At 61.8% G+C, this 16,535-nt stretch carries 14 protein-coding genes; 9 read left to right on the forward strand and 5 right to left on the reverse strand.

Going from position 1 to position 16,535, the window contains the following annotated elements; translation table 11 throughout:
* Positions 1-117: 117 nt before the first annotated feature.
* The 7 genes from AB0P14_RS09455 (at position 118) to AB0P14_RS09485 (ending at position 7,918) form a co-directional block, all read left to right on the forward strand.
* Positions 118-999 carry a MoxR family ATPase gene (locus tag AB0P14_RS09455; protein ID WP_363840918.1) on the forward strand — a complete coding sequence of 294 codons (882 nt, stop codon included), beginning with the start codon at positions 118-120 and terminating at the stop codon, positions 997-999.
* A 3-nt stretch (positions 1,000-1,002) separates the two neighbouring features.
* Entirely contained in the window at positions 1,003-2,115 is a 1,113-nt protein-coding gene (locus AB0P14_RS09460) for a VWA domain-containing protein (RefSeq protein WP_363840920.1), read from the forward strand.
* Positions 2,108-3,271 (forward strand): XdhC/CoxI family protein, encoded by a 1,164-nt coding sequence (locus tag AB0P14_RS09465; RefSeq protein ID WP_363840923.1) that lies wholly within the window; start codon positions 2,108-2,110, stop codon positions 3,269-3,271. Before AB0P14_RS09460 ends, AB0P14_RS09465 begins: the two co-directional genes overlap by 8 nt.
* A gap of 118 nt (positions 3,272-3,389) precedes the next feature.
* Positions 3,390-3,932: a (2Fe-2S)-binding protein gene (locus AB0P14_RS09470; RefSeq protein ID WP_363840926.1), complete on the forward strand. Its 543-nt coding sequence runs from the start codon at positions 3,390-3,392 to the stop codon at positions 3,930-3,932.
* Positions 3,929-6,331: a xanthine dehydrogenase family protein molybdopterin-binding subunit gene (locus AB0P14_RS09475; RefSeq protein ID WP_363840929.1), complete on the forward strand. Its 2,403-nt coding sequence runs from the start codon at positions 3,929-3,931 to the stop codon at positions 6,329-6,331. The genes AB0P14_RS09470 and AB0P14_RS09475 overlap by 4 nt, the downstream gene beginning before the upstream one ends.
* Positions 6,328-7,206 carry a xanthine dehydrogenase family protein subunit M gene (locus AB0P14_RS09480; RefSeq protein WP_363840932.1) on the forward strand — a complete coding sequence of 293 codons (879 nt, stop codon included), beginning with the start codon at positions 6,328-6,330 and terminating at the stop codon, positions 7,204-7,206. The genes AB0P14_RS09475 and AB0P14_RS09480 overlap by 4 nt, the downstream gene beginning before the upstream one ends.
* Before the next feature lie 7 nt (positions 7,207-7,213).
* Positions 7,214-7,918: an SRPBCC family protein gene (locus AB0P14_RS09485; protein WP_363840935.1), complete on the forward strand. Its 705-nt coding sequence runs from the start codon at positions 7,214-7,216 to the stop codon at positions 7,916-7,918.
* Between the two features lie 506 nt (positions 7,919-8,424).
* On the opposite strand, the gene AB0P14_RS09490 is transcribed toward AB0P14_RS09485, so the two are convergent.
* Entirely contained in the window at positions 8,425-9,033 is a 609-nt protein-coding gene (locus AB0P14_RS09490; protein WP_096287906.1) for a recombinase family protein, read from the reverse strand.
* Between the two features lie 363 nt (positions 9,034-9,396).
* On the opposite strand from AB0P14_RS09490, the gene AB0P14_RS09495 reads away from it, so the two are divergent.
* On the forward strand, positions 9,397-9,642 hold the full coding sequence (locus tag AB0P14_RS09495) for a hypothetical protein (RefSeq protein WP_068731859.1): 246 nt from the start codon (positions 9,397-9,399) through the stop codon (positions 9,640-9,642).
* The gene (locus AB0P14_RS09500) at positions 9,639-10,628 is read left to right on the forward strand and encodes a Clp protease N-terminal domain-containing protein (protein ID WP_363840939.1); all 990 of its coding nucleotides are present in this window, start codon (positions 9,639-9,641) and stop codon (positions 10,626-10,628) included. Before AB0P14_RS09495 ends, AB0P14_RS09500 begins: the two co-directional genes overlap by 4 nt.
* Before the next feature lie 226 nt (positions 10,629-10,854).
* Here the strand turns inward: AB0P14_RS09500 and AB0P14_RS09505 are convergent, their stop codons facing one another.
* The 4 genes from AB0P14_RS09505 to AB0P14_RS09520 all read right to left on the reverse strand — a co-directional run bounded on the left by AB0P14_RS09505 (position 10,855) and on the right by AB0P14_RS09520 (position 16,529).
* The gene (locus AB0P14_RS09505; protein WP_363840942.1) at positions 10,855-13,923 is read right to left on the reverse strand and encodes a Tn3 family transposase; all 3,069 of its coding nucleotides are present in this window, start codon (positions 13,921-13,923) and stop codon (positions 10,855-10,857) included.
* A 262-nt stretch (positions 13,924-14,185) separates the two neighbouring features.
* Positions 14,186-14,698, reverse strand: coding sequence for a hypothetical protein (locus AB0P14_RS09510; protein ID WP_104111872.1), 513 nt, complete (start codon positions 14,696-14,698; stop codon positions 14,186-14,188).
* A 10-nt stretch (positions 14,699-14,708) separates the two neighbouring features.
* Positions 14,709-15,287: a sigma-70 family RNA polymerase sigma factor gene (locus AB0P14_RS09515; RefSeq protein ID WP_104111873.1), complete on the reverse strand. Its 579-nt coding sequence runs from the start codon at positions 15,285-15,287 to the stop codon at positions 14,709-14,711.
* 162 nt (positions 15,288-15,449) lie between these two features.
* The gene (locus AB0P14_RS09520; RefSeq protein WP_363840946.1) at positions 15,450-16,529 is read right to left on the reverse strand and encodes a hypothetical protein; all 1,080 of its coding nucleotides are present in this window, start codon (positions 16,527-16,529) and stop codon (positions 15,450-15,452) included.
* Positions 16,530-16,535: the final 6 nt, after the last annotated feature.

Genomic DNA, 16,535 nt, shown 5'->3' on the forward strand with positions numbered 1-16,535 from the left:
GCGTCGCCCAAAAGGCAACCATTGCTGCGACAGCGTCGCCCAAAAAGCAACCATTGCTGCGACAGCGTTCAGAGGGGGCACCGGTGGGGCGTTGACTTGAGGTCATATGCTGGTGCCATGACGACGACGTCGATTGCTTCCGCGGCCGCTCTTTCTGCCAAGCTTGCCGAAACCGGTTATCTGGCTGATGAGGGGCTGTCTACCATTGCCTATCTCGCTATGGCCATGGAACGGCCCTTGCTGCTTGAGGGCGAACCGGGCACCGGTAAAACGGCTATGGCCGAGGCGCTGGCACAGGCTTTCGGACTGCCCCTGATCCGGCTGCAATGCTACGAAGGCATCGAAGCCAGCCAAGCTCTCTACGACTGGGATTTCACGGCCCAGATCCTGCACCTACGCAGCGTCGAGGCAGGCGGGGAAAACCGCAGCACCGCAGATCTGGAGAGCTCCCTCTATGACGAGCGCTTCCTGCTGGCCCGGCCCATCCTGAAGGCGCTGCAGCAAAGCCCGGCAGTTCTGTTGATCGATGAAATTGACAGGGCCGATGACGAATTTGAGGCGTTCCTGCTCGAGGTCCTCTCCACCTACCAGGTCTCCATCCCAGAATTCGGGACTGTCAAGGCCGCCGTCCCGCCCCTAGTGGTCCTGACCTCCAACCGCACCCGCGATCTGCATGACGCCCTCAAACGCCGCTGCCTGTATCACTGGATTGACCACCCGGGCTTGGCCCGCGAGGTGGAGATTGTCAGGACCCGGCTCCCCCAGGTCCCGGCGTTGCTGGCCGAGCAAGTGGTCCGGGCCGTCCAGCAGATCCGTGCCACCGACGATGTCATGAAGCCGCCCGGCGTGGCTGAAACCCTCGATTGGGCGCGCGCCCTGCACCTGCTGGGCAGTGCCGAACTGGATCTGGAATCGGCGGCGGCCAGCATCGGCGCGCTGTGCAAGTACCGCGAGGACACGCAACGCGTTTCGGCTGCGCTGGCCAGGATGCTGGGCTGATCCATGGCCGCGGCAACAAACAGTGCTGAGGAGATGCTGTTGGCCTTTGCCGCCGCCGTTCGGGCTGCCGGCGTGAAGGTCACCGCAGAGCACTCACGCAGTTTTGTTGACGCCGTGGCCCATTTGTCGATCGAGAATCGAGCTGATGTGTTTTGGGCTGGGCGTGCCACCTTATGCGCCGCCCCTGAAGACTTGGATGTCTATCAGCGAACTTTTGAACGCTGGTTCACGCCAGTGCACGCCGCCCCCACAACCGAGAAGGGCGCAGCCACCACCGTCAAGGCTGCGTCGCTTGACGAGGACGACGCCGGGCCGGACGGTACCGAACAAAGCGAAGAGTCCCTGCGTGCGATTGCCAGCCGCCACGAACTCTTGCGGCACCGAGATGTGGCCACCCTTGACCCCGCCGAGAGGGCCCTTCTACACCGGCTGTTCGGCGAGTTAACCGTCGTCTTGCCCTCGCGTCCATCCCGCCGGAAACAGCCGTGGCGCAACGGGCAGATTGACCGCGCCCGCACCTTCCGCGAACAACTGCGCCATGGGGGCGAGCCCGGCCCCCTGAAATATGCACGAACACCCAGGAAGCTACGCCGGATCGTCTGGCTCATCGACGTTTCGGGCTCCATGTCCCCGTATGCGGACAGTCTGCTGCGGCTGGCCCACCATGTGCTCCAAGCCGCCCCGCGCCAGGTCGAGGTGTTCACGCTGGGCACCAGACTGACCCGGGTTACCGCAGCCCTCCGCATGCCGGACGCCGACGACGCGCTAGCCCTAGCCGGGCGCACCGTGCCGGATTGGTCTGGTGGCACCCGGTTGGGCGAGGTGCTGCGGGCCTTCAACGATCGGTGGGGACAGCGCGCGGTGGCGCGGTCCGCCGTCGTAATTGTGGCAAGCGACGGCTGGGAACGCGGCGATCCAGCGCTCCTGGGCAGACAGGTGGAACGGCTGCACCATGTGGCGCGGCGCGTCATCTGGGCCAACCCGCACCGGGGGAAGCCCGGCTACGAACCCGTGCAGCAGGGAATTAGGGCCGCCCTACCGCACGTTGATGACTTTATAGGGGGCCATTCATTGAAGAGCTTCGAGGAGTTGTTGGCTGTGATGGGTCATGCGTGAAGTACTCAAGGATTTAGTCGAGGCTGTGACGGCCGGGCACACGGTGGGACTGGGGACGGTGGTACGCACCTTCCGCTCGGCCCCGCGGCCGGCGGGTGCCTCCATGATGGTCGACGCCGATGGGCAGGCCGTGGGCTCCGTGTCCGGCGGGTGTGTGGAGGGCGCCCTGTATGAGTTGGCCACCGAGGTGGCGGACAGCGGCACCCCGGTGTTGCAACGGTATGGGATCAGCGACGATGCTGCCTTCGAGGTGGGGCTGACGTGCGGGGGCATCATCGATGTCTTTGTCGAAGCCGTCTCCCAAGCCACGTTCCCGGAATTGGCCCAGGTCGCTGCCGATCTGGACGCGGACCGGCCCGTAGCCGTGGTGACTGTCATTGAGCACCCGGATCCGGCCTGGCTGGGACGCCACTTGGTGGTGCGTCCGGACGGATTTGCGGGCTCGCTGGGCTCGGCGCGCGCCGATCACGCTGTCAGTGATGACGTGATGGGCCTGCTGGCAGCCGGGCGCAACACCACGCTCATGTACGGGCCCGACGGGGAACGGCGCGGGGATGGGATGCGTGTTTTTGTGGCCAGCTTTGCACCGCAGCCACGCATGCTGGTGTTTGGCGCCATCGACTTCGCCGCGGCAGTGGCACGCCAAGGTAGTTTCCTGGGATACCGGGTCACAGTCTGTGATGCCCGCGCCGTTTTTGCCACCAAGGCCCGCTTCCCCGTAGCCGATGAGGTGGTGGTGGAATGGCCGCACCGCTACTTGCAGGCCCAGATTGACGCTGGATGGGTGGATCCGCGCACCGTCATTTGCGTGCTGACCCACGATCCGAAGTTTGATGTGCCGCTCTTGGAAGTGGCGCTGCGCCACGAGGTTGCCTATGTGGGGGCCATGGGCTCGCGCAAAACACACGATGACCGCATGGAGCGGCTGCGCGAGGCCGGGTTGACGGAAGCGGAACTAGCTCAGCTCTCCAGCCCGATCGGCCTGGACCTGGGCTCGCGCACCCCGGAAGAAACGGCCGTATCCATTGCAGCCGAAATCATCTCGCTGCGATGGGGCGGGCAGGGGCGCCGGCTCAGTGACATGGACGTGCGAATACACCATGTACCCGTCGCGGACGCCGCACATGAGGATGAAAGCGGGGATTCCACGCTCTAATGCGGAAAGGCGGGCGGGGGCTCTAACTATCCTCCTGCCCGTCATGTAACGTGATGCACATCATGGGCTGGAGACAGGCAATGGCGTCTGAACTCCAAGGAAACTAGAGGAGTTCTCAATGGCGAGTTCCATATCCATCACCGTGGACGTTGACGGGGTCAGCTACACGGACGACGTCGAACCCAGACTTTTGTTGGTCCAGTACCTTCGTGAGCGGTTGGGAAAAACAGGCACCCTGATTGGTTGTGACACCACCAACTGCGGTGCCTGTACTGTGCACCTGGACGGTGTCAGCGTGAAATCATGCACCATGTTTGCCGTGCAGGCGGACGGGCATCGGGTCACCACCATTGAGGGCATGTCCCAGAACGGGAAACTCGCCCCCTTGCAGGAGGCCTTTCACCAGTGCCACGCACTCCAATGCGGTTTCTGTACGCCGGGCATGATCATGCAATCGGCCTCGCTGCTCAAAGAGAACCCGCACCCCACCGAAACCGAGATCCGGGAAGGGCTCGAGGGCAACCTCTGCCGTTGTACCGGTTACCAAAATATTGTGGCTGCTGTGAAGTCCGTGGCAGACGGTGTCCAATACGACGAGTCCGGTGTCTCCGTAGCCCCTTCCTTAGCCGAGGACGATTCCGAAACGGCAGGTGTGTCATGACGGCGACAGCAGAAAGCGGCGTAGCAGGCAAGGACCGCGCCGAGATTGGCACAGCCCGGCTCCGCAAGGAGGACGCGCACCTGATCACGGGACGCTCGCGCTTCACCGACAACATGGTGCTTCCGGGCATGTTGCACCTGGCCATGGTGCGCAGCCCCTTTGCGCACGCCAAGATCACCTCCATTAACGTCTCCGCGGCGCAGTCCTCCCCCGGCGTCGTAGCCGTGTTGACTGGAGCCGATGTGGCGGACGAGCAGGGTTCGCTGCCGAATGCATGGCCGGTCACCCCGGATCAGAAGGCACCCAGCCATCCCTCAATCGCCGTAGATGAGGTGGCCTTTGCCGGTGAGATCGTGGCGGTGGTGGTGGCCCGCAGCGTGGCCGCCGCGCGGGACGCCGTCGAACTTGTCGATGTTGAGTACCTCGAGCTGCCGGTGGTCATGGACCTGGAGGAAGCCGCTACGGATGCGGTGCTGGCGCACACCTCGCTGGAGTCGAACAAGTCCGCAACGTGGGTGTTTGATTCGGCCGAGGCCGGCACCGGCACCGCCATTGATGAGGCGCTGGCAAACTCCGATGTGGTGGTGGAGCGGACCCTGTACCAACAGCGCCTCATTCCGGCATTCATGGAACCACGCTCTACGGTGGTGGATCCCACGGGTCAGCAGATCACCATGTGGAGCGCCACGCAGATCCCGCACATTCTGCGGCTCATGCTGGCGCTGACACTGGGCATCGCCGAGAGCAAGGTTCGGGTGGTCGCTCCGGATGTGGGTGGTGGTTTTGGCGGGAAGCTGCAGGTCACTCCAGAGGAAGTCATCACCTTGTTGGTGGCTCGGCGCATGGGTAAGCCGTGCAAGTTTACCGAGACGCGCAGTGAATCATTACAGGTGGGCCACCACGGCCGTGCGCAGGTGCAGCGGCTGAAGATTGGCGCCACCAAGGACGGCATCGTCACGGGTCTGCACGTGGATCTGTTGGCGGATATGGGCGCCTACCTGGGTCTGATCACCTCCGGTATCCCGGTGCTGGGCGCTTTCATGTACAACTCGATCTACAAGTTCCCGGCGTACCACTTTGAGTGCCACAACATTTTCACCAACAAGGCCTGGACGGATGCGTACCGTGGGGCCGGCCGGCCAGAAGCCACCTTCGCCATTGAGCGGATGATGGACGAACTCGCCACGGAACTGAACATGGATCCATTGGAGCTGCGCGAGAAGAACTGGATCAAACACACCGAGTTCCCGTTCACCACGGTGGCCGGGCTCGAATACGACACCGGTAACTACGAGGCCGCCACCGAAAAGGCTCTCGGCCTCTTCGGTTACCAGGAGCTGAGGGCCGAACAGAAACGGCGGCGTGATAGCAACGCGACTGTGCAGTTGGGCATTGGCATCTCCACCTTCACAGAGATGTGTGGACTCGCTCCGTCCCGCGTGCTCGGTGCGCTGAACTATGCGGCCGGCGGCTGGGAACACGCCCAAGTACGGGTACTGCCCACTGGCAACGTGGAAGTCGTCACCGGTTCTTCGGCGCATGGGCAAGGCCACGAAACAGCGTGGAGCCAGCTTGTTGCTGACAGGCTCGGCGTGCCGTTTGAGAACGTTGAGGTGCTGCACGGCGACACGCAAGTGTCCCAACGTGGCCTAGACACCTACGGTTCCCGGTCCTTGACAGTAGGAGGCATGGCCGTCTTGGCCGCCGCGGACAAGGTCATTGAAAAGGCCAAGACCATCGCGGCCCACATGATGGAGGCCAGCGAAGCCGATCTCGAATTCGCCAACGGCTCCTTCACCGTCAGGGGTACCGAGCAGTCCACCTCCTTCGGTGAGATTGCCTTTGCCGCGTTCTCCGCGCACAATCTGCCCGATGGCATGGAACCGAATCTGGACTCCGAGGCCACTTTCGATCCCGTCAACTTCTCCTACCCGCACGGCACCCACCTAGCGGCCATGGAGGTGGACACCGAAACTGGCGAAGTCAAGGTCCTCAAGTACGTGTGCGTGGACGATGTTGGGGTGGTGGTGAATCCCATGCTCGTTGAGGGCCAGGTCCACGGCGGCCTGGCCCAGGGCATCGCGCAGGCACTGTTCGAAGAAGCTGTCTACGACGACGCCGGCACCCTGGTCTCAGGATCGTTCGTAGATTATCTGGTCCCCAGCGCCCCGGATCTGCCGCACTACATCACAGCGCGGACAGAAACCCCGGCCACGAGTAATCAGCTCGGCGCCAAGGGCGTGGGCGAGGCAGGCACCATCGCCTCCACCCCGGCCATTGTCAACGGAGTGCTGGACGCCATCCGCCACCTAGGCGTGCAAGATATCAAGATGCCCTGCACACCAGCCCGTGTGTGGCACGCCCTGCAGGAAGCCAAAACCACCGGAGGTGTGCAATGATCCCCAGCGCGTTTGATTACGCCGCGCCCACAACGGTTGCCGAGGCGCTTTCGCTCCTGGCCGCCGCCGATTCAGCCGGTGACGACGTCAAGGTGCTCGCCGGCGGCCAAAGCCTGATCCCCGTCATGAAACTGCGCATGGCAGACCCTTCCATGGTGGTGGACTTAGGACGAATACCTTCGCTGTCAGGCGTCACGGACGACGGCGGGTCCCTCACCATTGGTGCCATGACTCCACACCACGTGGTGGCAACAGATCCCATGATTGCCAGCTATGCGCCGTTGTTGGCGCAGGCCGCCGCAACGGTGGCTGATCCTCAAGTCAGGCATCGCGGCACCATTGGCGGGGCACTAGTTCACGCGGATCCGGCCGGCGACATGCCAGCTCCCATCTTGGCTCTGGAGGGGGTGTTCAATCTGCAGGGGCCGGGTGGAACCCGCTCAGTGAAAGCCGCTGACTTCTTCCAGGGCTACTTCACAACGGCAGTCGAAGAAGGCGAGATTCTCACCAGCATCACGGTGCCCAAGTACACCGGGTGGGGATCACACTATGAGAAGTTCACCCGGGTGGCCCAGCAATGGTCCATTGTTGCTGCGGCGGCTCTAGTTCGGGTGGAAGCTGGCGTGATTGTCGAGGCCCGATTGGGGCTGACCAATATGGCCAGCACTCCCCTACGTGCTACCTCTACTGAGGCTGCGCTCGCAGGCTGTGCCGTGGAGACCAGTGCCATCGCTGCAGCTTGCACCAACGCGGCCGACGGAACGGATCCGGCCAGCGATTTGAATGGGGATGCCGCCTACAGGCGCCATCTTGCGACGGTGCTGGCCAAGCGTGCGGTGCTGGCCGCCGTCGGACTTTCAGAGGAAAGAGGGTAGGAACGCTATGGAACTCAAACACCACTTCAGCGTCCCGTCGTCGCTGGAAGATACGTGGCACTCCTTCAACCAGCTGGAAGAGATTGCGCCGTGTTTTCCCGGTGCCACCCTGACCGGGGTGGATGGTGACACCTTCACCGGCACAGTCAAGATCAAACTGGGACCCATCGCCATGCTCTACACGGGCACGGGTCGCTTTCTCTCCCGCGACGAGGCCACACACACCGTGATCATCGAGGCGCAAGGGAAGGATAAGCGTGGCAACGGCACGGCCGGAGCAACCGTCACGGCGGTGCTGGCACCTGACGGTGAGGGCACCACGGTGGACGTTTCCACTGACATGAACGTCACGGGCAAGCCCGCACAATTTGGCCGGGGCGTCATTCAGGACATCTCGGACAAGCTGTTGGAACAGTTTGTGCAGTGCGTGATCCGTAAGGCGGAAGGTCCGGTGGATGAGCCGGAGGAGACTGAGTCGGCCCCTGTGGTCCCGACTGCCGAGGCCGAGGCCCCGGTGACCCCAACTCCCCCACCACCGGCAGCGCGCCATGCTGCCCCTCCCGTTCAGGCAGCCCCTTCGCAGGCCGCACCGGAACTAGATTTGGGTTCGGCGGTGTTGCCGGTGCTGGCCAAGCGCTTTGGACCGGCTGTTCTGGGCGCCATTGCACTGCTGGGTGTGATCCTGCTGGTCTGCCGCAGGAAGAAAAGCTAACGCGTCGGCCACCCGCTGCCCAGTGCTTTCACGCGCTGGGCAGCATCCCGACACCCTGAAGGGCGGGCCAGTCACCATGACTGGCCCGCCCTTCCCTAAACCCTTCCTCAGCTTTTGGGCTGTCTAAGTTATCCGCCGCTTGAATCGGGTGGCGTTGTTGTCGAGGCCGGGCCGTTCAACCGCGATGCGCGGCGCCCTATTCCGCAGAACTCCAGCAAGGTATTAGCGTCCCTCGGCGTGAGGCCGTGCCCAGCGGCCGCCGAACCGGATCATTCTTCAAAGCGGGGTATGAGTAGTAATGGAACAGGATTGCGCGTTTAGCCCTCGACTTGAGAATTTCAGGCTGGCCCGATGAGGGCTTCCCCGGAAGTCTCGGGGTAGCTGGAGATGCTAGGTCCGGGCCATCCGCCATTGGCGTGATTCGGCCTGTGCGATGCGCCGATAGAGACCTGGCGTTCCTTTGACTGCGGCCATCCGGCAAGCAGCTGATGAGTTCCCCGTGAGAGTCATTGGCCTTGGGTAGTGATCCAGTGTTGTGCTTCGATCCCTGCGATGCGCCGGTACAGGGTTGCTCGGGACATGCCCATGTCCCGAGCAACCTGGGTGGCCGGCTGACCCCCGTCGATCAGGCGTCGGGCATTGTCGATCTGGCTGTTGGTGAACCGTTCCCGCCGCCCACCCAAATCCTTGCCCGCAGCCCGGCGTTTGGACACCGAATCGGTGATCCGCTCCCGCTTGATTTCCAGCTCCATCTGCGCCAGCGCCGCCATGACGGTGAAGACCATCGACCCCATCGGCGTGCCGGTGTCCACATCGCCGCCACCCAGGTTCAGCACCCGCAGTCCGATTCCGCGCTCCCGAAGCGCTTTGGAAAGATCCAGCATGTTGGCGGTGGATCGACCCAGCCGGTCCAGGGTGGTGATCACCAGGGTATCGCCCTCCTGCAGGGCTTCCAGGGCCTGGTCGAATCCGGGCCGACTGGCCCTGGCGCCACTGACTCCCTGGTCCGTGAACAGGTCATCGCGGCGCACCCCGGCACCGAGCAGGTCGGTGATCTGCCGGTCAGCATCCTGAGCCCGCGTCGATACCCGTGCATACCCGATCAATTTGCCCATTTGTCTTCTCCAAAGTGTCCCGTAACAGTGGTTGCCTACTGCAACTACGCCTCGTACTTATGGGACATGGTAGCAAGACAGTGGCATCCTTGTATCGTCAAGGATCCCAAGGTGTCTTGATCCGCTGTCTTGCATCCCAAGCGTTATGAGACATCGCGCGAGGCATCATTCTTTTTAAGATACCGACCTTCGCCCATCGGTCCATTTCAGAAGTCGTCTGCACAAATTTCAGTACTCGCCTGCACGGCCCCGTCGCGACCGGAAGGAAACGGTCGACGGGGCAGTGGAACTAGACATGTGCAAGCGGTGGCATTGCAGCAACTTTGGTTGACAGAAGCATGTACAGCAACGTAGGTTGACAGTATGGAGTCTTCACAGATCGCTTCCGTGGCAGCCGACACCAGCGACCCGAAAGCGGGGCTGCGGGCAGTGTCGTCGTTGCGCGTGCTCGCGGACACCTTAGAGCTGCGGCAAGTCGAGGCAGCGCTGCGTTCGGGTATGAATTGGCAGGACATCGCTGACGCGCTTGGGGTGACACGGCAGGCCGCTCACAAGAAGCACTCCAAACGAATTGACCCCACGATCCCGATTCTCAGGAGGAACGCATGAACAAGCTCGTTCGCGCTGCTCAGACAAGTCAATCTCTCTCGCTTGCCGCCATGGAGGAAGCCTCTCGGCTAGGCCTTCGGGAAGCAGACATCGAGCACCTGTTCCTGGCCCTCGTTATCAATGACCAATCCGCCGGACGCGCGCTTCGCAGTATGGGTATTGGCCTTGATGCCGCCCGCCAAGCGGTTGGAGAACAGCGCGAAGTGCAACTTGCTTCGCTCGGCATCGAGGCCTCATTCCCCGAGGCCGGACGGATCGTGTTTCACGAAACGGACGGGTACGAGTGGAGTCCTCGCGCTCTTGGCCTCATCACCAAATCCAGTGGCAAAAACAAGACGGGCGACGCCGCCGCAGTGCTCCGAGAATTGGTCACAGAGCCCAGTGGTTTGATTGCAGAAATCCTGGTCCGTCTAGGTACGACATCCGATGCTCTGCTCAAGCAGCTCGACCAGTTCGACTCACCTGCTGAGAAGACTACGCCTGCCGAAGAAAAGGTGAAGGGGCGGATCTCGGGTTCGTCTGAGACGTTCGTTTCCGCACCGATGGAAAAGGTGTGGGAGTTCCTCGCAGACCCGACACACGTCCCCGAGTGGGAACCTAGCATCGGTTCCGTCGAACACAGCGGACAGGAAACGACTGCAGGTGCGGTCTGGCAGGGTCTCGCACCCACAAGTCACCCAGACGGGAAGCCGGTGAAGATAAAGCCCCAGTTTCGCCTCCGCAGCATTGAACTCGTCGCAGCGCATCGACCGGAAAGGATTGTGTGGAGCTTCGCGCATCCCGATGTTGCCCGAAGCAGTTCGGTTCTGACGGAGTTCACCCTGGTGAACGCAACCGGTGGTACTCAGGTCCAGATCACTAAGTCGTGGTCTCGACGCCATGGTTGGCGGAGTCTCGTTGTATTACCGTTACGACCCATCCAGAAATTCCTCGCGTGGATCACGCTGTTCCAGACTGGCAGCGCGATCAGCCGAGCATTTCGCTAACCCCAGGGGCGAGAATCAACTGACCCACTTGGAGCCGCGGCGAACACCTAAACCGAGAAAAGCCGACACGGAGGGCTGCGACTCATAGCCACACGTCATCGACTTCGTCTGTGTATCGTGCCCGCGACAGGAACCAGGCAGAGCACTACTTTTGACTACCGAATCAGAGTCGTCGTCCCGTTAGGGGTCTGTCCGGATTGACGTTTCGGATCGTACCGCAAGGGGGTCAGGTTCCGGACGCGGCCGCGCCTCGAAATGGTCGCAGTCCTTGAGGCGCGGGTGCGGTGAATGCGTAGCGGCCCAACATGTTGATGTGAGCGTCAGCCAGCGGGGATAACCTCGTGATGTCCTCTTCCGGGATTTCTTGCCCATTTTCACGCAGTTCCGTGATGGCGGCATCGGTGTATTTGGTGTTCCAGAGCACGACGGCGTTAACTACCAGCCCCAGCGCGCCGAGCTGGTCTTCCTGGCCCTCGCGGTAACGCTGGTAGATTTGCCCGCGCCTGCCGTGGAAAATCGCCCGGGCCAGACGATGACGTGACTCCTGCACGGTGAGCTGGGAGTTGATGGCCCGCCGGTAGCTCTCATCGCTCGGGTCGATCAGGGACAACAAATGCAGGGTCTTGGCGATGCGTCCGTACTCAATGAGCGCTGCCCCGAGCGGAGCCGGGGAACCATTCTCACGGGTGAGCATGCGCAGCAGATCGTAAGCGCGCACCGATCCGGTCACCAAAGAAGCGGCCACACGAGTCATATCCTCCCAGTGCGTCGTGATCTTTCCCAGGTTGATCCTGTGCCGTGCGACGTCATTGAGTACCCCATAGTCGGCGGCCACCTCGCCAGGGAAAGTTGCGCGCCACAGGCGCTGGTCGCTCAGGTCCGCGATGCGTGGCGAGAATCTGTAGCCAAGCAGCGTGAAGATCCCAAAGACCATGTCCGAGTAGGAAGCGGTGTCCGAGGCGACGATCTCGGGTTTGGGTCCGCCGTCGAGATTGAGCATCGTGTCCAGCACGTACAACGAGTCCCGGGCCGTCCCCGGGACCACCACGGCACCGATGCCGGCGACCTGGTCGTTGACGGCGTTGAACCATGTCAGACCCCGCCCGTGGCCAAAGTACTTCGGGTTCGGGGCCGCGTTGATCGTGCGCACCGGGACAACAAACCGCAGCCCGTCCACAGAGGCCAGCAGCCCGCCGCCCCAAGAACGGGCTACCGGAACATTCGACTGGGCCTCGATGAGGAACTCGTTCGCGGCGGTGTGGGTCTCGGCGCGGATGTAGTTTGCATCCACATGCCCCAGCCGGTCCCGAGTCAACGCGGGATGCCCGTCGGCCACGACAGGGGTCAACCCCACATTGCAGGCCTGGGCGATGAGCGCGGCAGCCACCGACACCGGCAGCTCATCCATTCTGGGAACAGACCCGGAAATGTGAGTGTAGGCGTCAAGGAAACCGGTCCACGAATGCACTTCAAGCAGGATCTCGGGAAGATCCACCCTCGGCAGCATATCCGCGATTTGTACCCGCAACCGGGTGAGCGATTCCGGGATATCCAGGGCATCGAGCGGTGACACCGACAGTTTGGCTTTCCCCTCACCGTCATCGACCAGACGGACGCTGGCCTCCGGGCCAGCCTGCCCGATTGATTCCGCCAAACCTCTCCAGGCGGCGTCTAACACCTCGAGCTTCGCCTGCAAGTGCTCGCCCACCGGGGCATCCAGACTCAACGACCGCAAGGCCGGTTCGCGTGCCGCGTCCCACGCGGGGCCCGCGAGCAGTTGTGCGCGCGGATCACCCCATCGGGTTGAAGTTGTTGCGAACACGTCACGGCGGCGCAGGCTCGCACGTAGCTGTTCCAACACGCACACCACCCACGCATCGCGGTCAACTTCGGCCTCGTTGCTCGCTCCGAACACGGCCGTGTGCCAGGACGGCGGCACCAGTGCCTCGTCGATTTCATCTCGGCGTACTTTGCGCCGCCCATGCAGAGCATCAACCCCAACCAGTGCCTCCACGACCCGTTCCCCGGCCGGTGTAGCGCCCCAGGGAATCGTGGTTCCAAGCAGCCTCAGGAATGGGGCAACCGTGCGGAAGCGTCGGGACATTTGCTCGCGCATCGCACCCTCAGCACTCGTTCCGTCCGGGACGAGTTCGCCCACTTTCGCCACTGCATCGACAATCCGGTCCCGGGTAGTGATCTTCTCCAGGGCAGCCCAAGCGGCACTGACATCAAGACTCTCACCCGCACCTTCAAGCACGCGCAGCAGCTCGGCTCCGACCCGGGCCAAGACGCTGGAGGCTTTCTCGAGCTCGGGCATCTTCGCCAATCGCTCCGCGGCCGCGGCACGACGAGAGGGACCCAGCACCTTTGTTGCCATCAGGAGATCAAATAGGTCCAGTGCATCATCGACTGTGGACGCTTCCAAGGCCGCGACCGTGGCCACCAACGTTGCCGTGCGGCGTGGCTCGGCAAGCCGACCCAGCGTCTGGGCCTTCGACCCCAAACCGTACCGGGCCAAAGAACGCACCCGTGCCGGAGGCACCATCGATAGATCCACCGCACCGGCCCCGAACGAACGCACCACAGCCGCCCGCTGCAAAGCCCTTTCCAACGCCGGGCCCGAAACCCGCGTTGGCCCAGTACGCAACAATTCCAGGCGGCTTGCCCGATCGCCCTGACCAATCGTCAGCAAGCTCCACAACACCGCCGGCAACCGCGGATCGACACTCTCCGCCGCAACAGCAATCTGTGCGTGCAAACGTACTGTCGCCTGTTCACGGGTCGCAGCCACGAGCCGTGCCAGGACGCTCACGCCCGGCAAAAGGACCTTCTCCCGGCGCAACCAGGCAACCGCGTGTCCGAACAACGTGGTGATCCCCTCGCCATGCGTCCAGGACCGCGAAAAGACGAACGCCGTCAATGCTTCAGTTAGCGGAGCATCAAGATCCCGGTACCCGTAAACGGCACGGATCTCGCGCGCATGCGCGTTGGCTGTCTCAACGCGCTCGGTGTATCGCTTGACCACCGAGGGATCCGCGACTCCGAGCTGCGCCGCAACGTAATCGACCACGGACCATGGCACATCGAGCGGGTCAGCAAGAAGCGCCCCCAAAAATCGTGCCGTCCCGACCTGTACGGCAAACCCAAGCCGACTGTGCTCACCCCTGCGCCTGCGGATCAACTCCTGATCGGTGTCGTCGAGATGGAAGAACCGCTCCAGATCGTTCTGCGAAGGTTCTCCCACGAACCGCCCGAACGCGGCAGCCTGCGCATCACTCAAGAATTCAACTGGCACAACCTACAGACTACCGACAGTCACGTAGCCGAGGGCTAAACGCGCAATCCTGTTCCATTACTACTCATACCCCGAGAACATCCCGATCAGCGCAGCCGCCACAACGGACACAGACAGTTTTAGTGTTTGTTTTGAAACTTTCATTTGAACCCCTCAGTAGTGACGTATGATGATTTTCGACACAATTAGAGGTTTCTCTAGTGGTCTGTCCAGTTTGGGCGCCAGCACTTTTCTTAGCGGATTAGCTGGCACCCAAACTCAATTATTTGGTTGCTGCACGTAGACTGAGCTTCTGGCAAAGTTCCTCTGGGGTCAGGACCGTCCCAGCTGCACTGGTGAGTGGAAACACTGCCAAGATGTCGTTGGGTTGGAGGCATACGCCTAACGGCGGGGCCGCGGCGATTGGCTGTTGGTTGTCCGTGATGTGGACCTGCCCGAGGGTGATGTTTCCGTAGGCCCAGGCTGCTCCACAGTTGGTTATGGCGCTGGACTGGTTGAGCTCCGCTTGGCCGTCTGCTAGGGCTACGTCGGAATACTGGGATTCCGTGCTCTGGTCGCTGTAGCAGCGTGCCGTTGAATCCAGTTGAGTTTGTGTAGCTGGAATGATAATTGCACCTGCCGTGATGCCCAGTGCCAGGGCGCCAGATCCGGCGATCAGGGTGACTTTACGCCGGTGGGCGGTCTTTGCCTGCTTGGTAATGGCCGTCTGAGTGGAATCCCAGATCCGGTCCATATCTGCATCTGAGGGCCACTGACGGTCATATGAGTTAGACATGGTTCCTCCTTCAATTTTTTGCTGTGAGAAAAGTACGGAGTTTCAACTTCAGGCGGGAAAGCCTGTTGCGAACGGATGACTTCGTTATGCCCAAGCTCTGGGCGGCACTGTCGTAGCTGAATCCTTCGATGAGACAGAGCCGGAAAATTTCGCGGTCGACCTGGGACATTTTGGAAATCTCGCGATCAAGGCTCTGGATCAGTGCCGCATCGATGACCTGATCCTCAAGGGAGCGATCCCCCGCTTGGAGTTGGGGGAAATCATCGATGGAGGTGTGGTCTCGTCGCCATTCTTTCTTCTGGATATTGCGGCACTGCAACCTACACACTGTCGCAAGCCACGGCATGAGTGACGAGTCGGCGAGAACGATCTCTTTCGACTTCTGCCACAGAACGAGAAACGTTGCTTGAACGGCATCTTCGCTGAGCTCTTTGGAGCCAAGGAACCTCAAAGCGATCCACGCCACCGCCTTGAAGTGGCGTTCATATATCTGCCGGAAGGCATCCCTGTCTCCGGACTGGACTAGGGACAGCAACGCAATGTCAAGAGACATGTTGCGGTCGGTCTCGATATCCGTATAGTGCTCCATGTCTCCCCCCAATTCCCATGCAACTGCTTCCCTTATGCCTACTTATGTCCTGTGAAACCAAAACGTCTCACAAGTGACAAATCTTTTTTTGGGGCTTGCTGGTGATGGTCTGTATTAGAGTTGCCTGCTTTCGTGTGGTTTCTGGATTCCGTCTGCGGTTGCCTAGTCGTGGCCTCCTGATGCGTAGCCGGACCAAGGGGAACCGGATTCTGCGGCGATTCTGGTGCTGCTGGTGTGGTGGTAGCCGAGCGCCTGGGCTAGGACGGGGGCCGGTACTTGGAGCACTAAGTGTCGTAGTGCGGAGGTTCGTCCGCGTTGGGGTGGGATGCCTTGTTTGTGCAGGAAGGCCCGGAGGGTGACCGGGTGAATGGGTTGACCGGCGCGTTGTCCGGGGAAGAGCCAGTGGGATCCGGGGTTGGTTGCGGCGTCCAGGTTGATGCGGTTCGTCAGGTAGTCCTGCAGGAGCCGGGCCACTGATTCGGGTACCGGTGTCGGAGGATCACCAAACCGGATGGTGGTGGTGTTGTAATCTGTGGTGATGTCCCCGACCGTGAGCCTGACGATGCGTGTTGCAGGCTGGGCGTAGAGCAGAACCAACAGGCCCGCTATTCTGGCATGCAGCGGGATATTCTCCTCGGCGAGAAGGCGTCGGATGGCGTTGATTCTGTGGTGTTGACTCATAGGCGCCTGACGCGCCGCTTGTCGGGAATGGATGGTCAGGACGGGCATGCGGCCCGTGTTCATGCACCAGGTCAGGAATGCGTGGGACGCCCGGCGCGTGAAATAGTTCTCGCTTTGCCAGGCGTCCAGATCGCCTTGCCGGGTGTCGTTTACGGCGGTGCCGCGGTGGTTGAGCCAGTTCAGGAACGCCAAAGCCTGGATTTGTTGCTCATGGGCTTCCCGGACTGTCGAATCGCCCAGCGGGGCTTTAGCTGCTTTGGCCCGTAGCTTGCGTAGTTGATGCCAGGTGGCGAAACGGCGCAGCAGCTTGGCATGGTCGGGATCGGCCACGGCGCCCAGATGGGTCTCCAGCCATCGTTCAAAGAGGAGGAGTTGCCTGTCTTTGAGCGGCAAGACTCCGCTTTGCATGAGCAGATCGCGTAGATAGGCAGCGCTTCTCCAATTGGGTACTTGCTGGAATGCTTCATGGGTCAAGGCAAGTCGCCCGGCGGCAATATCTCTGAGCATCGCGTGGGGCTGGGCACTCTGGATCCAGCCCAGCCCCAAGACAGGCTTCTGCATGGTCCT

Origin of the sequence: Specibacter sp. NPDC078709 (genome assembly GCF_040686795.1) — a bacterium.
GTDB lineage: Bacteria > Actinomycetota > Actinomycetes > Actinomycetales > Micrococcaceae > Specibacter.